Source organism: Rhodococcus sp. IEGM1339 (assembly GCF_050321925.1).
In the GTDB taxonomy this organism is placed as follows: domain Bacteria; phylum Actinomycetota; class Actinomycetes; order Mycobacteriales; family Mycobacteriaceae; genus Rhodococcus; species Rhodococcus pyridinivorans.
Genome location: NZ_JBNQFT010000001.1, coordinates 473,509 through 496,115 on the forward strand (window position 1 = coordinate 473,509; position 22,607 = coordinate 496,115).

The following is a 22,607-nucleotide window of genomic DNA, read 5'->3' on the forward strand; positions in this document are numbered from 1 at the left end:
GGCAGGACGAGGAAGAACGCATGGACTCCGGCAAGCCTACGCGCGAACCACACGGCGACGCCGCGACGGCTCAGCCTCCGGGCAGCTTCCGCTGGCTCCTCGTGGCCGGGGGTCTGTTGCTGCAGTTCTCGATCGGCGCGGTCTACGCGTGGTCGGTCTTCGGCGGAGCCCTCGAGAGCGCCGACTCCTGGCAACTGAGCACGGTCCGGGCCTCACTGCCGTTCACCGTGACCATCGGCATGATCTTCATCGGCACCTATCTCGGTGGCCGACTGCAGGATCTGAAAGGTCCCCGAGTCGTCGCGTTGATCGGCGGCATCATCTATGCGCTCGGCATCCTCCTCGCCTCCTTCACCGACGGAGCCGAGGACTACTGGCTGCTCATCCTCGGGTACGGCATCATCAGCGGTTTCGGGCTGGGCTTCGCGTACATCGTCCCGATCGCCATGCTGCAGAAGTGGTTCCCCGACAAGACCGGTCTCATCACCGGACTCGCTGTGGGCGGTTTCGGGTTCGGCGCCGTGCTCACCTCGCCGGTCGCGCAGTGGCTCATCGACCGGAATCCGGACGACCCCACGAGCGCCTTCCTGCCTTTGGGTATCGCCTACCTCGTGATGTCGCTGGCCGGTGCGGCACTCTTCCGCAACCCGCCCGAGGGGTACACCGTGCCGGGCTTCGACCCCGTCGGCCGCGACGGCAGCGGAGCGGACCGCGGCAAGGAGTACACCCAGAACGAGGCCCTCCGCACGCCCCAGTGGTACCTCCTGACCGCCATCCTCACCCTGTGCGTGACCGCCGGCATCTCCCTGATCTCGCAGGCGAAGCCGAGTGCGTCCGACATCGCCGGTTTCAGCACCTCCGGCGCGGCGGCACTCGTGGGCGTGCTCGCGATCTTCAACGGCGCCGGCCGGATCGTGTGGGCGGCGATCTCCGACCATATCGGCCGGATGAAGACCTTCACCGCACTGCTCGTGCTGCAGGGCGTGTGCCTGATCGTGCTGCCGCATGCCACCGGCGTGGTGCTGTTCTCGGTCCTGGCCGCGATCATCTATCTCTGCTACGGCGGCGCATTCGGCACCATGCCCGCCACCGCCGGCGACTTCTTCGGGGTCCGCAACGCCGGCGCCATCTACGGCCTGATGCTCATCGGGTGGAGCATCGGCGGCATCATCGGCCCGATCATCGCGTCTACGCTCCTCGGCGACGACAAGGCCTATACCCTCGCCTACACCACCATCGGCATCATCGCGCTCGTATCGGTCGTGCTCACGATGATCACGAAGGTACCCGCGGCACGCCGGGAGTCGGCCTCGGCCCGGTCCTGATCCGGAGCGCCGCCCTGCTCGCTCACACTCGGGGCGCTTCGCGGGTGTGCAACCACGAGACGACCTGCGTGCGGGAGTGCACGCCGAGTGTGTCGAGGATCCGTTCCAGGGCACCGTTCGCCGCGTCGACTGCAGAGCCGAGGCGCCCGAGATGGAAATGGGCGAGCCCCGAGAGCCACAGCGCAGAGGCCTTGTTCCACCGCTCGCCGTGCTGGCCCGCCATCTCGACGACACGAGCACCCGCCTTCAGGGCGTCGTCGCGTCGTCCGTCGTAGGTCTGCGCCATCGCCAGCTGGAACAGGCAGGTCAGCTGGGCGGCGTGGTGGCCGTGCGCACGATGCATCCGGGCCGCACGGAGGTAGAGGCCGATCGCCTCGGCCGTCGCCCCGCAGAACAGTGCGTGCAGAGCGCTCCAGTGCGCGACGAGGTGGCCGGGTCCGTCACCCCGCACCACCTCGAGCGTCCCCGCGCGGTAGGAACTCGATCCGCCCTTCCGATCCGCTACTCCGCGGGAGGGGCCGAGCGACGATCCGACGTCGCCGGCCCTTCTCCGCGTTCCTCGTCGTCGCGCGCGGCGCGGGCGGCCTCGCGCATCTCGATCGCGTCGGTGATCAACTCACCGATCTCGCGGGTGACGTCGCGGACCGCTCCGGTGATGATCCCCGCGATCGCGCCGACGTGGGTGGCCGCCGACTCGGTGACCTCCTGGATCGTGTCCTTGTTACGCTCGAATCTTCCCACCATGTTCGACCCCCTCGATCGTGTCGTCCGCGAGGGTACCCGCATCGTCGAGCGGGCGATCGGTGGAGCGGTGACGTTCGATGATCACCCGCGACTCGGGTTCGGGCGCGAACCAGCCGGGAGGGAGAGCAAGCGTGAAGATCTTCTTCCACACCGACGTCACCTGGGCGGTGAAGCCACCGGTGTTGTACGGAAGTCCGTGCTTCTCGCACAGTTCCCTGACCTTCGGCGCGAGCTCCGGATAGCGGTGCGCCGGCAGGTCGGGGAACAGGTGGTGCTCGATCTGGTGCGACAGGTTGCCCGACATGATGTGGAACAACGGCGACCCGGTGATGTTCGCGCTGCCCAGCATCTGCCGGACGTACCACTCACCACGGGTCTCCTCGGCGGTCTCCTCCTCCGTGAAGGACTGCACGCCGGACGGGAAGTGGCCGCAGAAGATGATCGAGTACGCCCACACGTTGCGCACCAGATTGGCGGTCGCGTTGCCGAGCAGCGTCGGGAAGAACATCGGTCCGCTCAGCAGCGGGAAGGCGATGTAGTCCTTGATCACCTGACGGCGCGCCTTGCGCCACCAGCCTTTCGCGATCGGGATCACGTCGCGCCACGAGCGTTTCCCGGCGACGATCCGGTCGACCTCCGCGTCGTGCATCATCACGCCCCACTCGAACAGCAGCATGAGGGCGGTCGCGTAGACCGGGTTGCCGAGATAGTAGGGATGCCACTTCTGGGCCGGGTCCATGCGCAGGATCCCGTATCCTATGTCGCGGTCCTGGCCGAGGATGTTGGTGTAGGTGTGGTGCACGTAGTTGTGCGAGTGCCGCCACTGGTCCGACGGGCACACCGTGTCCCATTCGAAGACACGGGAATTCAGCGACGGCTCGCGCATCCAGTCGTATTGACCGTGCATGACGTTGTGCCCGATCTCCATGTTGTCGAGGATCTTCGACACGCTCAGCGCCGCGACACCGGCGACCCATGCGGGCGGGAGGAATCCGACGAAGAGCAGACCGCGACCGGCGATCTCGAATCCGCGCTGCGCCCTGATGATCCGGTAGAGATACTCACGGTCCTCGTCACCGAGGGATGCGAGCGTCTGCTCCCGCAGTGCGTCGAGTTCGCGGCCGATCTCCTCGACACTGTCGTGGTCGAGGACGAGCGGTTCGTTCTCGACCGAAGAGCTGCGGTCGGACAGGAAGGGCAGGAAGGGAACGGTGGGTAGGGACAATCCGAACATGATGTCCTCCAATGATTTCGGTGGTGTCGCCGGACGGCCGGTTCAGAGTTCGACGGCGACGTCGCCGACCGGGGCGCTGACACAGATCTGGATGCGGCGGCCCGGTTCCGAATCGACGTCGCCGGTACGCACGTCGCGCGTGCACCCCGACAGCCGGACGGCGGTGCAGCTGTGGCAGATGCCCATGCGGCATCCGTGTTCGGGCGTGAGACCGGCCGCTTCGGCCTGTTCGAGCAGCGTCGACCCGGTGTTCTGGGCAACCACGCCGGATTCGGCGAAGGAGATCTCGCCGCCGGCATCGTCCGTCGACACGACCGGTGGTGCGAGGACGAATTCCTCGGTGTTCACCATCGTCTCGGCTCCCTGTTCGGCGTAGACCGCGCGGATGCCCGCGACCATCTCCGCCGGACCACACACGAAGGTGGGCGTGTCGGCGTACCAGGGTGCGACGGCCGCGAGGTGGCTGCGGTCGAACCGACCCTGCAGCAGCCCGTCGTCGGAGCGGGTGTGCGCGTGGACGATCTCGATGTTGGGTCGGTCGGCAAGAGCGTCGAGTTCGGCGCGGCGCGGAACATGCCCGGGGGTGCGGGTGTAGTAGAGCAGCACCGCGCACCCGTCGTACCCCTCGGCGACGAGACCGGACAGCATCGACAGCACGGGAGTCAGCCCGGAGCCCGCGGCGACGAACAGCAGACGTCGGGGGCGTGGGCTCGGCAGCACGAACTCGCCTGCGGGAGAACCGAGTTCGATGACGTCTCCGACCTGCGCTCGGTCGTGGAGGTGGCGTGAGACGGTACCCTCGGGATGCCTGCCGATGGTGAACCGCAGGTCGGGCCGGCGCTTCGACTCCGCTTCGACGAGCGTCGGCGAGTAGCAGCGCGTATGCCGCACACCGTCGACACGCACCGACACGGTCACGTACTGCCCGGGTAGGGGTCGGCACGGCTGCGCGGGGCGCACCGTGATCGTGAGCGAGTCGGTGGCACTTCGGTCCACATCTGTAATCCGGGCATAGTTCGCCGACGTGACGAGAAGCGGGTCGGCGAGTTCCAGGTAGCGGTCCGGGTGATGCGGGTAGGACAGCACTCCGAGTGCCTCTACCAGCAATTTTCGCAACGAACCCGAGCGCCGGACGGGCGTCGGACGGGCGCGCACGATCATGTCTGTCCGCCTTTCGGTAGACCTCTGCGTGCTCAGTGAACGAATGTGCACTGAAATCAGTGTGACAGCCGGACACACCCGCCTGTCAACCCCGATGTGACTGCTGACACAGATGTACGGACACCGCTGGGAACGTCATGCCTAGACTCAGGGGGTGTCCACCGCTTCCGCACCTCCGCCGACCACACGCGCCGAACGCAAGGAACGCACACGTCAGGCGCTTCTCGACGCCGCCCTCGACCTGTCCGCCGACCGGGGACTCGGCGGGCTGAGTCTGAGGGAGGTGGCCCGTCACGCGGGCATCGTGCCCACCGCGTTCTACCGGCACTTCTCGTCCATGGACGAGCTCGGCGTCACCCTTGCGGCGGACACGATGCGGGTACTTCGGCGCCTGCTGCGCGACGCGCGTCGCACGCCCGGTCCGGCAGGTGCGCGGCAATCGCTCGACGTGCTGGTCCAACAGGTACGGGCACACAAGGCGGCTTTCCGGTTCCTGGCACGCGAACGCCACGGCGGCGTTCCCGAGGTCGCCGCCGCGATCTCCGTCGAACTGCGCCTGCTGACCAGCGAGCTCGCCGCCGACCTGGGCCGCTCCCCGGGCCTCGAGGACTGGGAGTTCGACGATCTCGAGATGGCCGCCGATCTGCTGGTCACCGCGATGCTCGATTTCGTCCTCGACCTGCTCGCCGTCGAACGTCCCGGCAGTGCGCAGGAATCGGAGGTGGTCACGCGCGCGGAGAAACAGATGCGTCTGATCCTGCTGGGCGCGGCGGCGTGGCGGCCGCGACGGACGTCGAACGACCGGTGACGGGTCGGCTCGACGCCGGTTCGTCGAGGTGGCCAGGAAATCCTGTCGCAGACACTCCTCTTCCGTAACGTGGTTCCCATGGCATCGACCGAACCCGCCACCTACGACGACCTGACCTTCGACGTGCGCGTGGCGGGTCCGAGGGACGGCCCACCCGTCGTGCTCCTGCACGGCTTCCCCGAGACATCACGCAGCTGGACGCCGGTGGCGCGCCTGCTCGTCGAGCGCGGTTTCCGCGTGATCGCCCCCGACCAGCGCGGGTACTCCCCCGGTGCCCGGCCGAACGGCGTCGAGCACTACGCGGTGCCGGCGCTCGCCGGTGATGTCCTCGGCCTGCTCGACGAGTTCGGGCTCGATCGCGTCCACCTCGTCGGACACGACTGGGGCGCCGCTGTGGCGTGGTACTTCGCCGCCCACAATCCCGATCGCGTCTCGGCGTTGACCGCGGTCTCGGTCCCCCACCTCGCCGCCTACGGCTGGGCGTTGCGGGAGGACGCCGACCAGCGCGAACGCTCCTCCTACATCGGTCTCTTCCGCGAGGAAGGCAAGGCGGAGACCCTGCTCCTCGCCGATGACGCGCGGCGCCTGCGGGCGATGTTCACCTCCGCAGTCGACCACGACTCGGTCGACCACTACGTCTCCGCCCTGTCCGCGCCGGGCGCTCTCACCGCCGCCCTGAACTGGTATCGCGCCATGACGCGGGATCTCGATTCGACTCCCCCGGTCCGCGTCCCGACGACCTACATCTGGAGCACCGCCGACATCGCGATCGGCCGCGCCGGCGCCGAACGCTGCGGCGAATTCGTCGACGCCGAGTACGACTTCGTGGTCCTGCCCGACGTCTCGCACTGGATTCCGGAGGAAGCGCCGGCCGAGATCGCGAACGCAATCTCGCGGCGACGGAACGGCTGAGAGTCCACCGACCGTGGCTTCCGGCCGCTGCAGCTTCGGTCAGCCCACCACCGGGGCGAGCAGCACCTCGAGTTCGGCGACGACCGCATCGAGCGGAGCCGGACTGCGTTGCGCCGGGGCCGCGACCAGCGCGCCCTCCAGGGCGGCGATGACCAGGCTCGCCAACGACCGGCACGCTCTGCACCGACGCCGGCGGCCGTCAGCGACCGCTCGATCCGGGTGGTTGCCCGGTCCGTCGTCTCTTCGACGAGTTGCGCCTTACCGCCGGGAAAGTGGTGGTAGATCGAGCCGCGCGGCGCCCCGCTGTTCTCGAGCACGTCCCGGAACGACGTGGCCGCGACACTTCGTTCGCTCATCAGCGCGATCGCGCCGGCGATCATCGCCGCGCGCGGTCCGTCCCGCCGTTCTGCAGCGATCACCCGTTCCTCCGGCAGTGGTGGTGGTCCCCCATACTCTGTGTATGTTGTCGTACGGATCCGATCCTGCGCGACACCATCTTCCGAGGAGACCCTGCCATGACCGACGTCTCGGTGACCACTCACGTCTTCGACGCTGCCGTCGACCTGTTCGAGGTCCGGGACGATCGCACCGAAGGGCACACGCACCCCGCCTACGCGAACATGGTCGGCCCGTTCGGCGGTATCACGGCCGCGACTCTCTTCCGCGCGGTCGAACGACACCCGGACGTCCTCGGCATGCCGCTGTCCCTGACGATCAACTACGCCGGCCCCATCGCCGACGGACCGTTCGACATCGCGGTGCGCCCGGTGCGCACGAACCGGACCACCCAGCACTGGTCGATCGAACTGTCGCAGGGCGGCGAGGTCGCCACCACCGCAACGGCCGTCTTCGGTCTCCGTCGCCCCACCTGGTCGTCGACCGAACTGCAGGCGCCGGCCGCCCCGGCACCCGACTCGCTCGAGCCGACACCGCTGCCCGACTTCATCGCGTGGGCACGCAACTACGAGATGCGGTACACCGCAGGAGTCGTTCCCGAGGAGGGCAGCGCGGAGGTCGCCGACTCCACGTCGACGCTGTGGGTCCGCGACGTCCCGTCGCGCCCGCTCGACTTCGCCTCGCTCACCGCGATGTGCGACATCTTCTACCCCCGGGCATTCCTGCGTCTGGGTCGGGTGCTGCCGGCCGGCACGGTCTCGATGACCGTCTACTTCCACGCGGACCCGGAGACCGTTGCCGCGCAATCCGACAGCCCCGTGCTCGCGACCGCACGTGCGAATCGGTTCGAACAGGGCTTCTTCGACCAGAGCGCACAACTGTGGGGTCGCGACGGCGTTCTGCTCGCGACCTCGCACCAGATCGTCTACTTCAAGGCATGAGCGGGACGGTCGGTATTCGATCGACCCGACCGGTCGGCGTTCGGCGCCCGTTCCGGTCACCGGCACACCTGTAGCCTCGGAAACATCCACCCACCGGATTGCGAGGTCCACTGTGACGATGCCGAGACTTCTCCGACGGTCGGGGGTCATCGCCTGCGCCGCAATCGCGTTCACGACCGTGGGCACGGTCGCCTGCGCCGACACGCAGGACATGCCCCCGGCTGCGGACTACGCGTCGTACGTCGCCCTGGGAGACTCGTTCACCTCCGGGCCCGGCATCCCGCCGCAGACCGACGGCGATCCGTGCGGGCGGTCGGCGAGCAACTACCCCACCCTCGTCGCGACCGATCTCGGTATCGAGGACTTCGTCGACGCGTCGTGCGGCGCCGCCACCTCACTCGACTTCGCGATGCCGCAGACCACCTTCCGCGACGCGACGGTGCCACCGCAGTACGACGCGCTGCGCCCCGACACCGAACTCGTCACTGTGGGTATCGGCGGCAACGACATCGGTCTCGTCCAGCTGGCGCTGGGATGCGTCAATCTCTCGGCGCCACCCGATGGCGCGTCGTGCGCGATCACGAACACCCCGGACGGCACCGACCGTGTCGACGCCGCCATCGACGCCTTCGCGCCCGTCTACACCACGGTGATCGACGAGATCCGCCGGCGTTCCCCGGAGGCACGCATCGTGCTCGTCGGCTATCCCACCGGAATCCGCGACGGCGGGTGCTTCCCCGAGCAGCGGATCTGGCCCGACGACGCGACCTACCTGCAGGAGAAGATCGACCGGTTGAACACCGTCATGCGCGAGCAGGCCGAGGCCGCGGACGTGGACTACGTCGATCTGCGCGATTCGAGCCGCGACCACGACGTGTGCGCCGATCCGGAGACCCGGTGGATGGCCGGCCTGCAGCCGGCCGCCGGATCGATCCCGCTGCATCCGAACGCGGCCGGGCACCGCAACGCCGCCGACCAGGTGCTCGCCACGATCACCGACTGAGCCGGTTCACGCCTGCTCCGGCGTCTCGGGAGCCCGCACGGCGAGCAACGACACCAGGCCCGCGCCGAGCACGATCAGCAACCCCACGATCCCCGCTCGGTCGGTGCCGAACCACCACACGAAGAACCCGAACAGCGTCGGTGCCAGAAACGACACCGCACGTCCCGTCGTCGCGTAGAGACCGAACATCTGCCCCTCCCGTCCCGGCGGGGTCAGGCGCGCCAGGAAGGTCCGCGCCGACGACTGGGCCGGACCGACGAACAGACACAGCACCAGACCGAAGATCCAGAACATCGTCGGACCCGACACCACGAGCAGGACGATGCTGGTCGCGATCATCGCGACCAGCGAGCCCACGATGACCGCCTTGGGCCCGACCCGGTCGTCGACGCGTCCGGCCACCAGTGCGCCCACCGCGGAGACGACGTTCGCGGCGACACCGAAGATCAGCACGTCGCCCGCTCCGATCCCGTAGACCGTGACGGCGAGGACCGCCCCGAAGGTGAAGACGCCGGCGAGACCGTCCCGGAACAACGCCGACGCCCCGAGGTACCAGATGGTGCGACGATCCGCCCGCCACAACTCCGTCAGGTCGCGCCACAGCACGCGGTAGGACTCGACGAAACCGGCGCGGCGGGCGACGTCGCCACGCGCGACCGGCTTCTCCGGGACGGCGAGCAGCACGGGCACAGCGAACACCGCGAACCACACGGCCGCGAACAGCGCGACGAGCCGGATGTTGGTGCCGCCCTCGGTGGGGACACCGAGGAAACCGCGGGTGTCGCCGTCGCCGGCGATGAACCCGGTGTAGCACAACAGCAGGAGCACGATGCCACCGAAATAGCCCATCGCCCAACCGAAGCCCGACACCCGTCCGATGTCATCCGGCGTCGACACCTGGCGCAGCATCGAGTTGTACGGGACCTGCGCGAGCTCGGCCATCACGGATGCCACGCCGAGCAGGACCAGCCCGAGCCACAGATAGTGGTAGTCGTCGCGCACGAAGTACATCGCCGCCATCGCCGCGACGGTGACCCCGGTGAGGATGCCCAGCGACCATTTCCGTCGCCCGACTGCGTCGTACCGCTGGCCCGACACCGGCGCGGTCACAGCGATGACGAACCCGGCGATGCCGAGCGACCATCCGAGCCAGGTGCTCGCCGAGATCCCACCCGGCAGGTCGTCGCCGACCGCGTCGGTGAGATAGACGGAGAATACGAACGTCAGGATCACGGCGTTGAACGCGGCGGAACCCCAGTCCCACAGACCCCACGAGACGACCTGACGACGTGTCGTGGCCTCCCCGGCCCCGCTCGCCGTGTCCGTGAACGCATTCATGCCCCGGAGCCTAGGCTTCCGGAGCTGCGGTGGCATGGAACGACTCCGTCGCGCGGCACCGAACGACTCGGCCCCATGGCCGGGGCGGGCCCGGTCGCCGCTCCCGAGCCTGCCGCTACGCTGACCCACTGTGACTCTGCCGAATCCCCATCCCGATGCCCGTGCCGTCGTCACCGGAGCGTCCTCCGGCATCGGCGAGGCCCTCGCAACCGAACTCGCCACCCGCGGCCATTCGCTGATCCTGGTCGCCCGTCGCGGAGAGGTGATGGAGGTCCTCGCCGAGACCCTGCGCGCGAAGCACGGCGTGACCGTCGAGGTGCGCGCCTGCGATCTGTCGGACCGCGACGCACGGACACCACTCGCCGACGAACTCGGACGTAGGCGCATCAGCATCCTGTGCAACAACGCCGGTATCGCCACCTTCGGCGCGGTCGCCGAGCTCGACGCGGCCTACGAGCGGGCACAGGTCGAGCTCAACGCCGTCGCCGTCCACGACCTCACCCTCGCGGTGCTGCCGCAGATGGTCGAGCGGAACTCCGGCGCGATCCTCATGGTGGGTTCGGCCGCAGGCAACATGCCGATCCCGAACAACGCCACCTACGCCGCGACGAAGGCGTTCGTCAACACCTTCTCCGAGTCCCTGCGCGGTGAGCTCAAGGGCACCGACGTGCATGTCACGCTGCTCGCCCCCGGCCCGGTGCGCACCGAGGAACCCGACCCGGCCGAGGCGTCGATCGTCGACAAGCTGGTCCCGGACTTCCTGTGGATCTCGAGCGAACACACCGCGAAGGTGTCGCTCGACGCGCTCGCCGCGAACCGGATGCGCATCGTGCCCGGTGTGATCAGCAAGGCCATGTCGGCTGCCGGTCAGTTCTCGCCGCGGTCCATCTCGGCCCCGATCGCCGGCGCGTTCTACAAGAAGCTCGGCGGCAGCTGACGGGCCACCGCCCAACGAATCGTTCCTTCACCGCCTTCGGCGGCGTCCTGTGCCGAATAGGCTCCGGCCGATCTCGCGGCCGGCTGCGGACGCCGCCGAGCGGATGAAGCTGCGCACGGCTGCGCTGCCGAGCACCTGCTCCACGACCGACGCCCCGGCATCGTCCGGCGCCTGCGACGGCATGTCCGGGATCGGTTCGATGTCGGTGGCCCCGACCACCGATGCGGTGAGCTTCTCGTAGGCCGATTCCCGGTCGATGGTGCGGCCGTACTTCCCGTAGAGCGGGTTCGCTTGCGCCGACGCACGCATCGCGCTCTCCCCCACTGTGCCCATCAGCGAGCGCGGCGGTCGCAGACGCGTCCAGGCGACGGGCGTGGGCGTGCCCAGTTCGGACAGGACCGTCACGATCGCCTCCCCGGTCGCCAGACCGGTCAGAGCGTCGGCGAGATCGTAGGCGTCGGTCTTCGGGAAGGTACGCACCACCTTCGCGAGCGCGGCCTCGTCCTCGGGGGTGAAGGCGCGCAACGCGTGCTGGATCCGCGCTCCCAGTTGTGAGAGCACGCTCCGGGAGATATCGGTGGGCGACTGCGTACAGAAGACCACACCGACGCCCTTGGACCGGATGAGCTTCACGGTCTGTTCGATCTGCTGCAGGAACGCCTTCGACGCATCGGTGAAGAGCAGATGCGCCTCGTCGAAGAAGAACACGAGCCGCGGTGTGTCGACGTCGCCGACCTCCGGTAGCGACTGGAACAGGTCGGCGAGCAACCACATCAGGAATGTCGAGAACAGCGCGGGTCGAGTGGCCTCGTCGCCGAACTCGAACAGGTTGATCGTGCCCTGACCGTCGATCACCCGCAGCAGGTCCTCGACCTCCAGTTCGGGTTCGCCGAAGAATCCGTCCCCACCCGCGTTCTCGAGGTTGACGACCGCGCGGAGGATGACGCCGGCGGTCGCGGGCGACACGGCACCGAGATCGTCGAGTGCACCGCGCCCTTCGTCGCTCGTCAGGTGGCGGATCACCTGCCGCAGGTCGGCGAGATCGAGCAGCGGCAGGCCGTTGCGGTCGGCCCAGTGGAAGATCAACCCGAGAGTGGACTCCTGAATGGCGTTGAGCCCCAGCACCTTCGAGAGCAGGATCGGCCCGAACGAGGTGACGGTGGCGCGGACGGGGATACCGACCCCGTCGGTACCGAGCGAGTAGAAGGCCACAGGGTGCCCCGTGGGCGTCCAGTCCTCGTCGCCGGTGTCGCCCGCGCGGTTGAGCACCGCATCGTCGGGCTCGCCGGCGGCCGACAGGCCCGACAGATCGGACTTCACGTCGGCCATCACCACCGGCACCCCCGCCGCCGACAGTTGTTCGGCCATGACCTGCAGCGTCTTGGTCTTGCCCGTGCCGGTCGCACCGGCGACCAGCGCGTGACGATTCAGAGTGGCGAGCGGGATGCGCACCGGCGCGTCGGGATCGGCGACGCCGTCGAGCACGACGGTGCCCAGTTCCAGCGCCTCGCCGATCACCTCGTACCCGGCCGCGATGGTCGCGGCGGTGATCTCCGGCTTGTCGGTCATGCTCGCCCCCTCCGGCCTCGACCTCGCCCACTGCGACGGTACCGGGCCGTCGAACCCACGGAAGAACCATTCTTATCGGATGCCGGAATTGTCGCATTACAGTGATTCCGATCACAACCGCAGCGGCACGGTTTCCCAGCTAGTACACCGCGTTGACCTGCACTTTCTCTACGAGAATCCGTTCCGTCGACAACGTGAGGATCGTTCGCAAAAACAACGACGTGTGCTAGGGCGTGTCTCATAAAGGTTGAGTGGTCTGGCTGAAACTCTGAAGGGGTGTCGCGTTTCCAGCTCCTCTCGGATGATCAGTGGGCGTTGATCGCGCCGTTCCTCCCGTCCCGGACGGGCCGCCAGGGTCGCCCGTTCTCGGACGCGCGGATGATCGTGGAGGGCATCATCTATCGGTATCGGTGCGGGATCGCGTGGCGCGATCTGCCGCGGGAGTTCGGCCCCTGGCAGACGGTGTGGCGATGGCATCGCAACCTCGCCGGCGACGGCACCTGGGACCGGATCCATCAGAGACTGCTCGCTGCGGCAGACCAGGACGGGAAGATCGGCTGGACGGTATCGGTGGACTCCACGATTGCTCGTGCGCATCAGCACGCGACCAACCTCACGCGCCTCACAGGGGGCTGGATCGAATTACACGAATCCGGCCGTCGAGCCGCCTGATCACGCGATCGGACGCTCCCGCGGCGGACTGTCGACGAAGATCCACCAGCTCGTCGACGACCACGGCCTCCCCCTGGTGATCGCGGTCGCACCCGGCCAGTCTGGCGACGCGCCCGCGTTGCTGCCGCTGTTGTCCAGGCTTCGGGTCGCGCGGCCGGTCGGGCGTCCGCGCACGCGCCCGGACGCGGTCCGTGGCGACAAGGCGTATTCCTCACGAGCGATCCGCAGTCACTTGCGCGACCGCGGCATCCGCGCCGTGATCCCGCAACCGCGCGACCAGCAGGCGCACCGGAAACGACGCGGGTCGCGCGGAGGGCGACCGCCTGGATTCGACGCGGTCGACTACAAGGGACGTAACGTCGTGGAGCGGCGCTTCTGCGACGTCAAGCAATGGCGGGGGCTGGCGACCCGCTACGACAAGCTCGCGGTTGTCTTCCGCGCCGCGGTGGTGCTCAACGCGGTGATCGCCTGGAGCCAACGATGTTTATGAGACACGCCCGGTCCGCTCGACGACCGCTTCGGCGCCAAGCGCGTCATCATCGCGGCGCTCGGATCCATGACGGTCGCAGGCCTGGCCGTGTTCTTCCTCGTGGATCTGGGGCCGGTGGTGTTCTGGATCGGCGGCCTCGCGCTCTGCGCGTTCGTGGGGCCGGCGCAGGCCGCGTCGCGCTCGTTCCTCGCGCGCGTGACGCCCGCGGGGCGCGAGGGCGAGATCTTCGGCCTCTACGCGACGACGGGCCGCGCCTCGAGCTGGATGGCCGCGGGCGCGTGGACGGTCGTCGTCGCCGCCTTCGGATCGACCTACGGCATCCTCGCGATCGTCGGCGTCATCCTCGTCGGCCTGCTGCTGCTCCTGCCGGTCAAGCAGCTGCGCTGACCCGGGGCCTTCTTCCCGCGAGACAGCATTCGCGCGCCGAGACAGCGTCGTCACGCCGCTGTCTCGGCGCGCAGTTGCTGTCTCGCTTAACCAGGGCGGGGCCGGATCAGCGGCCGGGGCGGGGCCAGGCGTCGGCGAGGCGGGTGAGCAGGTCGGCGAGCTGGGCGCGCTCCGCCGGGGTGAAGCCCCCGAGGGCCTGCTGCACGGCGTCGGCGCGGGCACCGCGGGCCTCGGCGACGGCGTGCGCGCCGTGCTCGGTGAGGGCGATGAGGGTGCGGCGCGCGTCGCGGGGGTCGGCCTCGCGGCGGGCCAGGCCCAGGTGCACGGCGGTCTGGATGACGCGGCTCGCGCGCGGCTGATCGATGTGCAGCCGGTCGGCAAGGTCGCCGACCGAGAGCGGCGTGCCCGCGTCCGAGAGCGCCTCGAGCATGCGCACGCGCGTGGCCGAGCGGCCGAGGCCCCCGGGACCGGGACCCTCGGGGCGCGTGCCGCGGCGGCGGGCGAGCTCCTCGCGCAGGTCGCCCAGGTCGTCGGGCGTCACGGCGCCCCACGACATCGGGCCGCGCCGGCGCCCGTGCCCGTGCGGCCCGTGCGACGCACCGTCGGGGCCGGGGCGGCCGGCGACGGGACGCAGCCCACGCAGGCGCGCGAGCGCGGCGGCGATCTGGTCAGCGGGATCGGGCGCAGTCACGTCTCCACGATACATGCCACTTGACATGCACTTGAGACGCATGTCATAGTGCATACATATGCTACGTGGCATGAAACTCCCAACCCGATCCCGGAAGGATCTGCCATGAGCACCCACGACACGCACACCCCCGACCACCCCGACCGTCCGCTGGCCTTCTGGCTCAAGGCGGTCGATCGCCTCGTCTCGCGCGAGATCGACGCCGCCTTCGCCGACGAGCCCATCGACCGCCGGCACTGGCGCATCCTGAACCGCATCGACGGATCGGCGCGCGTTCCGGCGATCGACGACCACCCCGAGCTCTTCGCGCACCTGGCGGGGCTGGGCTGGATCGCCCTCGACGACGGCGGCTGGTCCCTCACCGGGGCCGGCCGAGCCGCCAAAGAGCACCTCGCCGAGAAGGTCGCCGCCGTCCGCGCCCGCGTCGCCACGACCAGGGCCACGGCCACGGCGGCCGGCGCCCGCACCCGCGCTGGGGCCGCCACCTCGGCGCACCCGACGCGCCCGACGCACCGGAGCACCCCTTTCGGCGCGGACGGATGATGGCGCACCGCGCCTTCGAGCGCGGCTTCCTCGCCGGCTTCGACCGCGGCCGCGCCGCCTGACGCGCGAGCCCGCACCGCCGGCGATGCCCCGGACCCTCCCGGCCCGGGGCATCGCCGTACGCTGGATCGGTGAGCTTCGCGCGCGCCTGCCCCTGCGGATCCGGCGATCCCTACCCGTCCTGCTGCGGGGCGCTGCACACCGGGGCTCGGCATGCGCAGACGCCCGAGCAGCTCATGCGCTCGCGGTACAGCGCCTTCGCCGTGGGTGACGCCGACTACCTGCTGCGCACGTGGCACCCGCGCACGCGCCCGGCCGCGCTCGACCTCGACGACGGCACGGAATGGACGGGGCTCGAGGTCCACGAAGCCGCGGGCGACGAGGTGCTCTTCACCGCCCGCTATCGCACACCGCACGGCACGGGCGCGATGACCGAGCGCAGCCGCTTCGCGCAGCGCGGCGGGCGCTGGGTCTACGTCGACGGCGACACCGCCTGACGCTCGACCCCGCGCCGCCAAACCGCCCCGCGCCACCCGATCCGCCCGGGAGTATCCTCGAAGCAGGCCGACCAGGGGGGGTTTCCGCATGACCACCGTCGCAGAGAACATCGTCGCCAGCCTCCGCGCCAACGGCGTGGAGCGCGTGTACGGCATCCCGGGCGATTCGCTCAACGGATTCACCGACGCGCTGCGCCGGGACGGCACGATCCGGTGGATGCATGTGCGCCACGAGGAGTCAGCGGCCTTCGCCGCCGCCGCCGAGGCGGCGCTGACGGGCGAACTGGCCGTCGTGGCCGGATCGTGCGGGCCCGGCAACCTGCACCTCATCAACGGTCTCTTCGACGCCCACCGCTCGCGCGTGCCGGTGCTCGCGATCGCGGCGCACATCCCGACGTCCGAGATCGGCACGAACTACTTCCAGGAGACGCACCCGCAGGAGCTGTTCCGCGAGTGCAGCTCGTACGTGGAGTACGTGGCCGACCCCGCCCAGATGCCGCGCGTGCTCGAGATCGCGATGCGCACGGCGGTCGAGGAGCAGGGCGTCGCGGTCGTCGTGATCCCCGGCGACGTCGCCCTCGCCGACGCCGTGTCGAACCGCACCTCCGTCATCCGGCGCGCGAACCCCACCGTCGTCCCGAGCGACGCCGAGCTCGATCGGGCCGCCGAGCTGCTCAACGCCGCCAAGCGCGTGACGATCCTCGCCGGCGCCGGCGCGGCGGGCAGCCACGACGAGGTCATCGCGCTCGCCGATCGCCTGAACGCGCCGATCGTGCACGCCCTGCGCGGCAAGGAGCACATCGAGTACGACAACCCCTTCGACGTGGGCATGACGGGCCTGCTCGGCTTCGCCTCGGGCTATCGCGCCATGGACGCCTCCGACGCCGTGCTCATGCTCGGCACCGACTTCCCGTACCCGCAGTTCTATCCGGATCACGCGAAGACGATCCAGGTCGACATCCGCGGCTCGCAGTTGGGCCGGCGCCACCCACTCGACCTCGGCCTCGTGGGCGATGTGGGCGCGACCGCCGCCGCGCTCGTGCCGCGCCTGAACGAGGGGCGCGATCGCTCGCACCTCGACGACGCGCGCGAGCACTACCTGCGCACGCGGGCCAAGCTCGACGAACTGGCCGTGCCGCGGCGCGGATCCGAGCCGATCCATCCGCAATACCTCACGCGGCTGATCGACGAGGCCGCCGCGGACGACGCCGTCTTCACCGCCGACGTGGGGTCGCCCACCGTGTGGGCGGCCCGCTACCTCACGATGAACGGCCGGCGGCGCCTCATCGGATCGTTCAGCCACGGGTCGATGGCCAACGCGCTGATGCACGGCATCGGCGCGCAGACGGCGGCGCCGGGTCGCCAGGTGGTCGCGCTCGCGGGCGACGGCGGGCTCGCGATGATGCTGGGCGAGCTCATCACACTCACACAGAACGAGCTGCCGGTGAAGACGGTCGTCTACAACAACGCGTCGCTCAACTTCGTCGAGCTCGAGATGAAGGCGGCGGGCTTCGTCACCTACGGCACCGGGCTGAGCAACCCCAACTTCGCCGACGTGGCCGCGGCGCTCGGCATCCGAGGCATCCGCGTGGAGCGCTCGGACGAGCTGCCGGATGCCGTGGCCGAGTTCCTCGCCCACGACGGCCCCGCCGTGCTCGACGTCGTCACCGAGCGCCAGGAGCTGTCGATGCCGCCGAACGTCACGGCCAAGCAGGTGGGCGGCTTCGCCCTGTACGCGCTGCGCACCGTGATGTCGGGGCGCGGGGACGAGCTGCTCGACCTCGCGCGGGCGAACTGGCGCCAGCTGCTCTGACGCGCCTCAGTCGTGGGCGCCGAGCGAGACGTCGGTGCGGTGGAACGACTGGAACGACCGCGACGCGGTAGGGCCGCGCTGGCCCTGGTAGCGGTTCCCGTACGCGCCGGAGCCGTAGGGGTTCTCGGCGGGCGAGGTGAGGCGGAAGAAGCAGAGCTGCCCGATCTTCATGCCGGGCCAGAGCTTGATGGGCAGGGTCGCGACGTTCGACAGCTCGAGCGTGACGTGCCCGGAGAAGCCCGGATCGATGAAGCCGGCGGTCGAGTGCGTCAGCAGGCCCAGGCGGCCGAGCGACGACTTGCCCTCCAGCCGCGCCGCGATGTCGTCGGGCAGGGTGACGGTCTCGAAGGTCGAGCCGAGGACGAACTCCCCCGGGTGCAGCACGAACGGCTCGTCCGCCGCGACCTCCACGAGGCGCGTGAGGTCGGGCTGGTCCTCGGCCGGATCGATGAACGGGTACTTGTGGTTGTCGAAGAGCCGGAAGAAGCGGTCGATCCACACATCCACGCTCGACGGCTGGACCATCCCCAGGTCCAGCGGGTCGAGCCCGATCCGCCCCGACTCGAGTTCGGCCTTGATGTCGCGATCCGAGAGCAGCACGCCCCCAGCCTATGGCGTCGCGTTGCCCCATGCCGCCGTGAGTACCGCACAGGTCCACGCCTGCCCCACTCAGATCCGCCCCTCCGGGCGCCAGTGGTCGGACGCACGCGCTTCACTGGATACAGGCGGCCGCACGACCGGCACACCGTCTGCCAGGGGCCGAACTCCCGCGGCAGATCGCGCCACGCGATCCCGCACCGATACCGATAGATGATGCCCTCCACGATCATCCGCGCGTCCGAGAACGGGCGACCCTGGCGGCCCGTCCGGGACGGGAGGAACGGCGCGATCAACGCCCACTGATCATCCGAGAGGAGCTGGAAACGCGACACCCCTTCAGAGTTTCAGCCGGACCACGCAACCTTTATGAGACACGCCCTAGCAACGAACTACGCGACATATTCCACGAACACAGGAGAAACACATTGACGCCCAAGATCGCCATTCTCGGAGCAGGTCCCAGTGGACTCGCACAGCTGCGCGCTTTCGAAGCAGCCCGAAAGGCCGGTCTGGAGCAGATCCCCGACATCGTCTGCTACGAGAAGCAGCCCGACTGGGGAGGAATGTGGAACTACACCTGGCGCACGGGACTCGACGAGCACGGTGAGCCCGTCCACGGGAGCATGTACCGCTACCTGTGGTCCAACGGCCCGAAGGAATGCCTCGAGTTCGCCGACTACTCCTTCGAGGAGCACTTCGGACGCCCCATCCCGTCGTACCCGCCGCGCGCCGTCCTGCTCGACTACATCATGGGTCGCGTCGAGAAGAGCGACGTGCGCAAGTACATCCGGTTCAACACTGCGGTGCGGTGGGTCGAGTGGTCCGACGAGACGCAGAAATTCACCGTGACGGTGATGAACCACGACCGGGGCGCGCTGGAGTCCGACGAGTTCGACCACGTCGTCGTCGCCACCGGACACTTCTCCACCCCGCAGGTCCCCCACTTCGACGGTCTCGACCGGTTCCCGGGACGTGTGCTGCACGCCCACGACTTCCGCGACGCCCGCGAGTTCACCGGCAAGCGACTGCTGCTCGTCGGCAGCAGCTACTCGGCCGAGGACATCGGAACGCAATGCATCAAGTACGGCGCCGAACAGGTCACCTTCAGCTACCGCAGCGCACCGATGGGTCACCACTGGCCCGAGCAGTTCTCCGAGGTGCCGTTGCTCACCCATGTCGACGGCAAGGTCGCCCACTTCCGTGACGGCAGCACCCGCGTGGTCGACGCCATCGTGCTGTGCACGGGGTACAAACACCACTACCCGTTCCTGCCCGACGAACTCGCACTGCGCACCGACAACCGGCTCTACCCGCGCGACATCTACAAGGGCATCTTCTTCCAGCGCAACCCGAAGCTGATGTACCTCGGCGCACAGGACCAGTACTTCACGTTCAACATGTTCGACGCCCAAGCCTGGTACGCACGCGACTTCATGCTCGGCCGCGTCGACCTGCCCGACCTCGACACCCGCGAGCAGGACATCGACCACTGGCGGGCACGCGAGGAGAAGCTGTCGTCGCCGGTGGAGGAAATCGACTTCCAGGCCGCGTACATCCGCGATCTCGTCGACCGCACCGACTACCCCGAGTTCCACGTCGAACGCCAGGGGGAGGTGTTCAAGCAGTGGAAACAGGACAAGAAGCGCGACATCATGGGCTACCGCAACAACAGCTACCCCTCGACGCTCACCGGCACCGTCGCTCCGCCGCTGCCGGCACCGTGGATGGAGATCCTCGACGACTCCCCCGAGTCCTTCCTTCGGCACGACTTCACCGCCCCGGAAGTGAGCACAGTGGGCCGGACCCTCGACCGGCAGTACACCCCGGCGGCACGTCGTTCCACCCGTCCGGCGGCGCCGCGCACGGCCTCCGTGAAGGCGTGAGGGTGCCCGTTTCCTACCGGACCGTCGACGCCGCGCCTCATGGGTGCGGCGTCGGTGGATAGTCTGTCTGTCGTGCAGGACAAACTGGTATGGATCGACTGTGAGATGACGGGGCTGCGTCTCGGCAGCGACAAACTGATCGAGATCGCGGCTCTGGTCACCGACAGTGATCTCAACGTGCTCGGCGAGGGCGTGGACATCGTGATCCACGCCGATGACGACGCCCTCGCCGACATGCCGGAAGTCGTGCAGCAGATGCACGAGCGGTCCGGCCTCACCGAAGAGGTGCGCCGCTCGACGGTCAGCCTCGCCGAAGCGGAGAAGCAGGTCCTCGCGTACATCCGGGAGCACGTTACCGAGGCGGGCACGGCGCCGCTGGCCGGCAACTCCATCGCGACCGACCGCGCGTTCATCACCCGCGACATGCCCGAGCTCGACAACTACCTGCACTACCGCATGGTGGACGTCAGCTCGATCAAGGAGCTGTGCCGGCGCTGGTATCCGCGCATCTACTTCGGTCAGCCGGAGAAGGGCCTGTCGCACCGGGCACTAGCGGACATCAAGGAGTCGATCCGCGAACTGCGCTACTACCGGCGCACGGCCTTCGTGGCGCCTCCCGGCCCCACTCCGGCCGATCTTGCAGCCGTCGTGAAGGACCTGGGACCGGCCTGACCAGCCGATTCGTCTTTTTCGTCTTCGTCAGGCTAGTATCTGTACCGCAGGCGCAAGCCACCGAAAGGTTGCCAGCGAATGCAATGGTGAGTGTAGTTCAGTTGGTAGAGCACCAGGTTGTGATCCTGGCTGTCGCGGGTTCGAGTCCCGTCACTCACCCCAAACGGGTCAGGTGTGAACTTGCGACCAAGGGTCCGCCCTTGGTCGCAAGTTCGCCCCTGGCCCGTCTTCTTTGCCTCGGCGGCCCAGCTCAGGGCGTCGGCATGGAGGCCGGACAGGCTCAGCCCGTCATACGGGTTGCGGTAGCCGACGCGCACGTCGTTGTCCTCGTCGATGTAGATCGCCTTGAACAGCGCTTGCTTGCACAGGCGGCGGTTCGGGTCGTCGGCGTGCTCGTAGAGGTCCGCGGCGTTGGACAGCAGCTTCAGCGAGTCATCGAGGTTCGCCCGCGCATCAGCGTAGTGGCCGTGGTGCGTGGTGATCCGGTGCTCGATGGTCTCCAGCGACGCGGTGATCCGGTCCTGCTCGCGCTTGAGGAGGTCGAGCGGGATCGCTCCGGCGTAGTGGGCTTGGAGCAGCTTCTGCTGCTCGCCTTCGAGCTGGGTTCTCCGGGACGCTAGGTCGGCGAGCTCGGCGGCTCCTTCCGCCATCATCTCGTCGAACCGGGCATGAATCATCGCCGAGATCGCCTCGATCGTTTCCGGGTCGATCTGCACCTTGGCGTAGAAGCGCTCGATGAGCCGTTCGACCTGCTCGATCAGCATCGCTTGCCGGGTGCAGTCGCCTCGTCCTGCATGCCGGCTCGCGCACACGAAGTACGGGTAGATCGTGCCCTGACTGCTCTTGGCGTTGCACACCAGTAGCCGCGAGCCGCACTGCCCACAGAACACCGTCCCTTTCAGGTAGTGCTCGTGCACTTGGGTGGCATCGGCTGCCGAGCGGTGCGTGCCGAGCACGGTCTGCACCTGATCCCACACCTCGTTGGGGACGATCGCTTCATGCGCTCCCGCGTACGTCACTCCCTGGTAGCGGACGCTGCCCTTGTAGTACGGGTTCGTCAGCATCCGATGCACCGACGACTTCCCGATGGGCCGAGAAGGCCGCCGCGGCGACGCTGCCGTCGTGAGCTCGCGCGCCACCAGCTCATGGTGGAGCTGGCTGGTCGTCCAGCCACCGGATGCGAACACCTGGAACGCCCACCGGACCAGTCGGGCTCGTTCCTCGTCGATCTCGACGGTGCGTACCTCCCGCCCGAAGTCGTCGCGCACGCCGACGTTGCGGTAGCCGATCGGCGCCTTCGTCACTGTGCCGCCCTGCGCGGCCTTCTGCGACAAGCCTTTGACGACCTCAGTGGCGAGGTTGCGGGAGTAGAACTCGGCAATCGAGGACATGATGCCGTGCAGCAGCATCCCCGATGGAGTCTCGTCGATGTTCTCCGTCGCAGACACGAGCGTGACGCCGGCGTCCTTGAGTGCGAGGTGGATGGTCACGTCGTCGGCGCGGTTGCGGGCGAGCCGGTCGACCTTGTGGACGATGCAGTAGTTCGTCTTGTGCTTCACGACGTACTGAATCATCCGCATCAGTTCGGGCCGGTCGGCCTTCCGCGCGGACTCGCCAGCGTCGACGAACTCCTCGATGATCGTTGCGCCGAGCTGGTCGGCCTTGCGCTGGTTCGCCTCGCGCTGCGCCGGGATCGAGAAGCCCTCCGCCTGGCCACCCTTCTCCGCCTGCTTCTTCGTGGAGACCCGCAGGTACGAGACGGCGAACGATCCGGGGAACGGGGTTGGCGCTACGAGGCTGTCTATCGCGGTGCGGTCCGCGTCGATGATCGTCATGGCTCTTCTCCACAGTCACTGGTCCTGCCGACGCGGACTTGTGAGAGCGGATGTTGATCGTGAGAAGAGCCCGAAGGCTGTAGGACTAGGCCGAATCGGCCACGTTTACTTTGCCCCGCCGAGGCGAAGCGCTAGGACCACAACATCCGCCATCCG

Annotated in this window: 23 protein-coding genes, 1 tRNA gene and 3 pseudogenes; 15 read left to right on the forward strand and 12 right to left on the reverse strand. The window is 68.6% G+C overall.

Features of this window, described 5'->3' with window-relative positions; all coding sequences use genetic code 11:
• Positions 1–20: 20 nt before the first annotated feature.
• Positions 21–1,325, forward strand: coding sequence for an L-lactate MFS transporter (locus ACQR3U_RS02245; protein ID WP_006554384.1), 1,305 nt, complete (start codon positions 21–23; stop codon positions 1,323–1,325).
• 22 nt (positions 1,326–1,347) lie between these two features.
• Here the strand turns inward: ACQR3U_RS02245 and ACQR3U_RS02250 are convergent, their stop codons facing one another.
• From ACQR3U_RS02250 to ACQR3U_RS02265, 4 genes are read right to left on the reverse strand one after another with little or no spacing between them, the layout of a single operon-like run.
• Positions 1,348–1,776 carry a hypothetical protein gene (locus tag ACQR3U_RS02250; RefSeq protein WP_230809580.1) on the reverse strand — a complete coding sequence of 143 codons (429 nt, stop codon included), beginning with the start codon at positions 1,774–1,776 and terminating at the stop codon, positions 1,348–1,350.
• 50 nt (positions 1,777–1,826) lie between these two features.
• Complete coding sequence (locus ACQR3U_RS02255) at positions 1,827–2,069, reverse strand: hypothetical protein (RefSeq protein ID WP_006554382.1); 243 nt, start codon at positions 2,067–2,069, stop codon at positions 1,827–1,829.
• Positions 2,047–3,303, reverse strand: a complete 1,257-nt coding sequence (locus tag ACQR3U_RS02260; protein ID WP_033096439.1) for a fatty acid desaturase family protein — start codon at positions 3,301–3,303, stop codon at positions 2,047–2,049. Before ACQR3U_RS02260 ends, ACQR3U_RS02255 begins: the two co-directional genes overlap by 23 nt.
• 42 nt (positions 3,304–3,345) lie before the next feature.
• Complete coding sequence (locus ACQR3U_RS02265; RefSeq protein WP_112319992.1) at positions 3,346–4,464, reverse strand: ferredoxin reductase; 1,119 nt, start codon at positions 4,462–4,464, stop codon at positions 3,346–3,348.
• A 154-nt stretch (positions 4,465–4,618) separates the two neighbouring features.
• On the opposite strand from ACQR3U_RS02265, the gene ACQR3U_RS02270 reads away from it, so the two are divergent.
• The gene (locus tag ACQR3U_RS02270) at positions 4,619–5,272 is read left to right on the forward strand and encodes a TetR family transcriptional regulator (RefSeq protein ID WP_006554379.1); all 654 of its coding nucleotides are present in this window, start codon (positions 4,619–4,621) and stop codon (positions 5,270–5,272) included.
• 78 nt (positions 5,273–5,350) lie between these two features.
• Positions 5,351–6,184 carry an alpha/beta fold hydrolase gene (locus ACQR3U_RS02275; protein WP_024100537.1) on the forward strand — a complete coding sequence of 278 codons (834 nt, stop codon included), beginning with the start codon at positions 5,351–5,353 and terminating at the stop codon, positions 6,182–6,184.
• A 39-nt stretch (positions 6,185–6,223) separates the two neighbouring features.
• Here ACQR3U_RS02275 and ACQR3U_RS02280 read toward each other — a convergent pair whose 3' ends face one another.
• A complete protein-coding gene (locus ACQR3U_RS02280; protein ID WP_019289009.1) occupies positions 6,224–6,349 on the reverse strand; it encodes a hypothetical protein in 126 nt (41 codons plus the stop codon).
• 134 nt (positions 6,350–6,483) lie between these two features.
• Positions 6,484–6,564 (reverse strand): annotated as a pseudogene (locus ACQR3U_RS02285) (TetR/AcrR family transcriptional regulator); the annotation flags it as partial.
• A 135-nt stretch (positions 6,565–6,699) separates the two neighbouring features.
• Between ACQR3U_RS02285 and ACQR3U_RS02290 the strand changes: the two are divergent.
• Together ACQR3U_RS02290 and ACQR3U_RS02295 are read left to right on the forward strand one after the other, a co-directional pair.
• Complete coding sequence (locus tag ACQR3U_RS02290; protein ID WP_230809581.1) at positions 6,700–7,521, forward strand: acyl-CoA thioesterase; 822 nt, start codon at positions 6,700–6,702, stop codon at positions 7,519–7,521.
• 112 nt (positions 7,522–7,633) lie between these two features.
• On the forward strand, positions 7,634–8,524 hold the full coding sequence (locus tag ACQR3U_RS02295; RefSeq protein WP_372477500.1) for an SGNH/GDSL hydrolase family protein: 891 nt from the start codon (positions 7,634–7,636) through the stop codon (positions 8,522–8,524).
• Between the two features lie 6 nt (positions 8,525–8,530).
• On the opposite strand, the gene ACQR3U_RS02300 is transcribed toward ACQR3U_RS02295, so the two are convergent.
• Positions 8,531–9,862, reverse strand: coding sequence for an MFS transporter (locus tag ACQR3U_RS02300; RefSeq protein ID WP_019289006.1), 1,332 nt, complete (start codon positions 9,860–9,862; stop codon positions 8,531–8,533).
• Between the two features lie 130 nt (positions 9,863–9,992).
• Here ACQR3U_RS02300 and cmrA point away from each other — a divergent pair, with 130 nt between their 5' ends.
• The gene (gene cmrA / locus ACQR3U_RS02305; protein WP_230809583.1) at positions 9,993–10,799 is read left to right on the forward strand and encodes a mycolate reductase; all 807 of its coding nucleotides are present in this window, start codon (positions 9,993–9,995) and stop codon (positions 10,797–10,799) included.
• Between the two features lie 27 nt (positions 10,800–10,826).
• Here cmrA and ACQR3U_RS02310 read toward each other — a convergent pair whose 3' ends face one another.
• Positions 10,827–12,368, reverse strand: a complete 1,542-nt coding sequence (locus tag ACQR3U_RS02310; protein ID WP_019289005.1) for a helicase HerA-like domain-containing protein — start codon at positions 12,366–12,368, stop codon at positions 10,827–10,829.
• Positions 12,369–12,644: 276 nt separating this feature from the next.
• Between ACQR3U_RS02310 and ACQR3U_RS02315 the strand changes: the two genes are divergently transcribed.
• Positions 12,645–13,530 (forward strand): IS5 family transposase gene (locus ACQR3U_RS02315; RefSeq protein WP_230809584.1). Its coding sequence is split into 2 segments (ribosomal slippage): positions 12,645–12,979 and positions 12,978–13,530, totalling 888 coding nucleotides; the frame shifts between segments, so codons are not numbered across the junction.
• 66 nt (positions 13,531–13,596) lie between these two features.
• Positions 13,597–13,917, forward strand: coding sequence for an MFS transporter (locus ACQR3U_RS02320; protein WP_230809585.1), 321 nt, complete (start codon positions 13,597–13,599; stop codon positions 13,915–13,917).
• A gap of 106 nt (positions 13,918–14,023) precedes the next feature.
• Here the strand turns inward: ACQR3U_RS02320 and ACQR3U_RS02325 are convergent, their stop codons facing one another.
• On the reverse strand, positions 14,024–14,608 hold the full coding sequence (locus ACQR3U_RS02325) for a MarR family winged helix-turn-helix transcriptional regulator (RefSeq protein ID WP_230809586.1): 585 nt from the start codon (positions 14,606–14,608) through the stop codon (positions 14,024–14,026).
• Positions 14,609–14,713: 105 nt separating this feature from the next.
• On the opposite strand from ACQR3U_RS02325, the gene ACQR3U_RS02330 reads away from it, so the two are divergent.
• From ACQR3U_RS02330 to poxB, 3 genes are all read left to right on the forward strand, one after another.
• On the forward strand, positions 14,714–15,151 hold the full coding sequence (locus tag ACQR3U_RS02330) for a hypothetical protein (protein WP_230809587.1): 438 nt from the start codon (positions 14,714–14,716) through the stop codon (positions 15,149–15,151).
• Between the two features lie 131 nt (positions 15,152–15,282).
• Complete coding sequence (locus tag ACQR3U_RS02335) at positions 15,283–15,648, forward strand: YchJ family protein (RefSeq protein ID WP_230809588.1); 366 nt, start codon at positions 15,283–15,285, stop codon at positions 15,646–15,648.
• 88 nt (positions 15,649–15,736) lie between these two features.
• Complete coding sequence (gene poxB, locus ACQR3U_RS02340) at positions 15,737–17,461, forward strand: ubiquinone-dependent pyruvate dehydrogenase (protein ID WP_230809589.1); 1,725 nt, start codon at positions 15,737–15,739, stop codon at positions 17,459–17,461.
• Positions 17,462–17,467: 6 nt separating this feature from the next.
• Here the strand turns inward: poxB and dcd are convergent, their stop codons facing one another.
• Both dcd and ACQR3U_RS02350 read right to left on the reverse strand, forming a co-directional pair.
• Positions 17,468–18,061 (reverse strand): dCTP deaminase, encoded by a 594-nt coding sequence (gene dcd, locus ACQR3U_RS02345; protein ID WP_230809590.1) that lies wholly within the window; start codon positions 18,059–18,061, stop codon positions 17,468–17,470.
• A 146-nt stretch (positions 18,062–18,207) separates the two neighbouring features.
• Positions 18,208–18,393, reverse strand: a pseudogene (locus ACQR3U_RS02350) (transposase); the annotation flags it as partial.
• Between the two features lie 93 nt (positions 18,394–18,486).
• Here ACQR3U_RS02350 and ACQR3U_RS02355 point away from each other — a divergent pair.
• From ACQR3U_RS02355 to ACQR3U_RS02370, 4 genes are all read left to right on the forward strand, one after another.
• The gene (locus ACQR3U_RS02355) at positions 18,487–19,944 is read left to right on the forward strand and encodes a flavin-containing monooxygenase (protein ID WP_019289004.1); all 1,458 of its coding nucleotides are present in this window, start codon (positions 18,487–18,489) and stop codon (positions 19,942–19,944) included.
• A 72-nt stretch (positions 19,945–20,016) separates the two neighbouring features.
• A complete protein-coding gene (orn, locus tag ACQR3U_RS02360) occupies positions 20,017–20,616 on the forward strand; it encodes an oligoribonuclease (protein ID WP_024100533.1) in 600 nt (199 codons plus the stop codon).
• Positions 20,617–20,702: 86 nt separating this feature from the next.
• Positions 20,703–20,778: transfer RNA gene (locus tag ACQR3U_RS02365), tRNA-His, on the forward strand.
• Between the two features lie 101 nt (positions 20,779–20,879).
• Positions 20,880–21,236, forward strand: a complete 357-nt coding sequence (locus tag ACQR3U_RS02370) for a hypothetical protein (protein ID WP_230809591.1) — start codon at positions 20,880–20,882, stop codon at positions 21,234–21,236.
• Between the two features lie 120 nt (positions 21,237–21,356).
• Here ACQR3U_RS02370 and ACQR3U_RS02375 read toward each other — a convergent pair.
• A pseudogene (locus ACQR3U_RS02375) lies at positions 21,357–22,451 on the reverse strand (recombinase family protein); the annotation flags it as partial.
• Positions 22,452–22,607: the final 156 nt, after the last annotated feature.

Coding starts and splice junctions, on each gene's coding strand:
- ACQR3U_RS02245 (WP_006554384.1), top strand. CDS start 21: ATGGACTCCGGCAAGCCTACGCGCGAACCACACGGCGACGCCGCGACG.
- ACQR3U_RS02255 (WP_006554382.1), bottom strand. CDS start 2,069: ATGGTGGGAAGATTCGAGCGTAACAAGGACACGATCCAGGAGGTCACC.
- ACQR3U_RS02260 (WP_033096439.1), bottom strand. CDS start 3,303: ATGTTCGGATTGTCCCTACCCACCGTTCCCTTCCTGCCCTTCCTGTCC.
- ACQR3U_RS02265 (WP_112319992.1), bottom strand. CDS start 4,464: ATGATCGTGCGCGCCCGTCCGACGCCCGTCCGGCGCTCGGGTTCGTTG.
- ACQR3U_RS02275 (WP_024100537.1), top strand. CDS start 5,351: ATGGCATCGACCGAACCCGCCACCTACGACGACCTGACCTTCGACGTG.
- ACQR3U_RS02290 (WP_230809581.1), top strand. CDS start 6,700: ATGACCGACGTCTCGGTGACCACTCACGTCTTCGACGCTGCCGTCGAC.
- ACQR3U_RS02300 (WP_019289006.1), bottom strand. CDS start 9,862: ATGAATGCGTTCACGGACACGGCGAGCGGGGCCGGGGAGGCCACGACA.
- ACQR3U_RS02310 (WP_019289005.1), bottom strand. CDS start 12,368: ATGACCGACAAGCCGGAGATCACCGCCGCGACCATCGCGGCCGGGTAC.
- ACQR3U_RS02320 (WP_230809585.1), top strand. CDS start 13,597: ATGACGGTCGCAGGCCTGGCCGTGTTCTTCCTCGTGGATCTGGGGCCG.
- ACQR3U_RS02330 (WP_230809587.1), top strand. CDS start 14,714: ATGAGCACCCACGACACGCACACCCCCGACCACCCCGACCGTCCGCTG.
- poxB (WP_230809589.1), top strand. CDS start 15,737: ATGACCACCGTCGCAGAGAACATCGTCGCCAGCCTCCGCGCCAACGGC.
- ACQR3U_RS02370 (WP_230809591.1), top strand. CDS start 20,880: ATGGAGGCCGGACAGGCTCAGCCCGTCATACGGGTTGCGGTAGCCGAC.